This is a genomic window from Pseudomonadota bacterium (assembly GCA_022361155.1).
Classification (GTDB): Bacteria; Myxococcota_A; Polyangia; order Polyangiales; family JAKSBK01; genus JAKSBK01.
Genome location: JAKSBK010000484.1, coordinates 1 through 1,739 on the forward strand (window position 1 = coordinate 1; position 1,739 = coordinate 1,739).

General features: G+C 38.4%; 1 protein-coding gene and 1 other RNA gene. One reads left to right on the plus strand and one right to left on the minus strand.

Annotated features, from left to right (window positions below):
• Positions 1-309 precede the first annotated feature (309 nt).
• Positions 310-659: RNase P RNA component class A (rnpB, locus tag MJD61_18215), an RNA gene on the minus strand.
• Between the two features lie 96 nt (positions 660-755).
• Here rnpB and MJD61_18220 point away from each other — a divergent pair.
• On the plus strand, positions 756-1,739 hold a 984-nt coding region (locus tag MJD61_18220; GenBank protein ID MCG8557199.1), incomplete at its 3' end, for a hypothetical protein.

Genomic DNA, 1,739 nt, shown 5'->3' on the forward strand with positions numbered 1-1,739 from the left:
ATAATACACAGGGGTGGATTTTAACCAACCCATAATAATACACAGGGGTGGATTTTAATCAACCCATAATAATACAGAGGGGGTGGATTCATTCAACCCTCAAAAAAAACAGCCATACAGTAAAACAGAAAAATATAATACGTAGGGGTTGGTTTTAACCAACCCATAATAATCGTAGGGGTAGATTTTAATCAACCCATAATAATACAGAAGGGGTGGATTTTAACCAACCCACAAATCAGAAAATCATCTCAGTTAGATCAAAAAAGTAGTAAAGAAAAATGCCTTTTCGGACATCCCAAAAAGACATTTTTAATTTGTGCTATAAGCCGGATTCTGTTTCCCAAAAGGGATATCTATCATTTATCTCCTCTGCCTACCCACTTTGACTGAAGATCAATAGAGCGAACAACCCTACTCAAAAATGAATCAAAGTTTACTTGGCATTTCAACCCGCAAGGTTTATCCAGTCTGAAAATTACTCAACAGACCCGTGAGCTCTTACCTCACGTTTTCACCTTTACCCCGAGAACGGGGAAGTCTTGTTTCTGTGACACTTTCTGTCCATTTGCATGGCCCAATGATGAATTGGTACGGCGTTCTACGTTGTCCGGACTTTCCTCTCATTACTTAAAATGAGCGATAGATCACACGGTACAAAGAAAAATACTTTAACTCAAGTTGTCAACTCTCCCAAATAGTCAATTATATTATGACAATATTTAATATGTAATTGCTTATTTTCGTAGTTACTTATGAAATCGAAAGGCCTCATACTCTTAGGCATCTTCCTTGGCTTTACCATTATCGCTGATGTCATTACATTCTGGCCCAGGTCATTAGAATCATCTAATTCAGAGGTTGACAACTATATTGACAACACCTTCAATTCAACCTTTTTTACGCTAACTGATGATAATTTCCTCAATAAACTCATAGCCTCTGATCTGAATATTCCTCAACTCCGGGAACTCAAAACCATTTCTGATGATCTGTCAAATAATGGGACAACTTGCACAGTTAGGAAGGACCAAAGAACCTTATTCTGGGTAATTGACTCAGCAAGTGAAGACACATGCAGGGTCCAGGATTACAAGGGATTTGAAATAATGGTTTGCCTGGATATTATTGAAAGAGATTCCTTTTTAACCGGATCGGTCATTGACAACCTCAATCTGGGGTCAGAATTTATTGTCGAGATCCATAAGGACGAGTTTGAAAGAAAACACATCTCACTAAAACCTGTATCGAGACATCGGTCAATATTGCTGAACGCCCTCTTTCTGAGCATTTACCTGGCCATTTTTACCTGCCTTGCATTTTACTTCATACATATATACTTACCGGGTTTCTTTATCCTCATGGGAATCAGGGGGCTACTCTATCTTTTTGATTGGTCAAAACGGTTTGCAAACATTGATGCTGCACATCCTGATTATGGATTTTCATTGGTAAATCCCACTCAGGTGGACTATTTCATGAATGGTATTCTCGTCCTTGCTTTAGCATTTGTCTCTCAAAAAGTTTTGACAAAAGAATCAAAAATCAAGGTTCCCGAATTCTTACTCCCGCTTTTTATCGTAAGCCTGCATTTCTTCTTTATCCTGCACATCGTAGAAATCCGATCTCTCGTTTTCAACAGCAGCCTGTATTTCAACTTCGAAGACCTTACACAGCTTGGCGTACTGGATTACTTTGCAATGTCAAATACGATCATATTTGGAATAGCACTCATCATC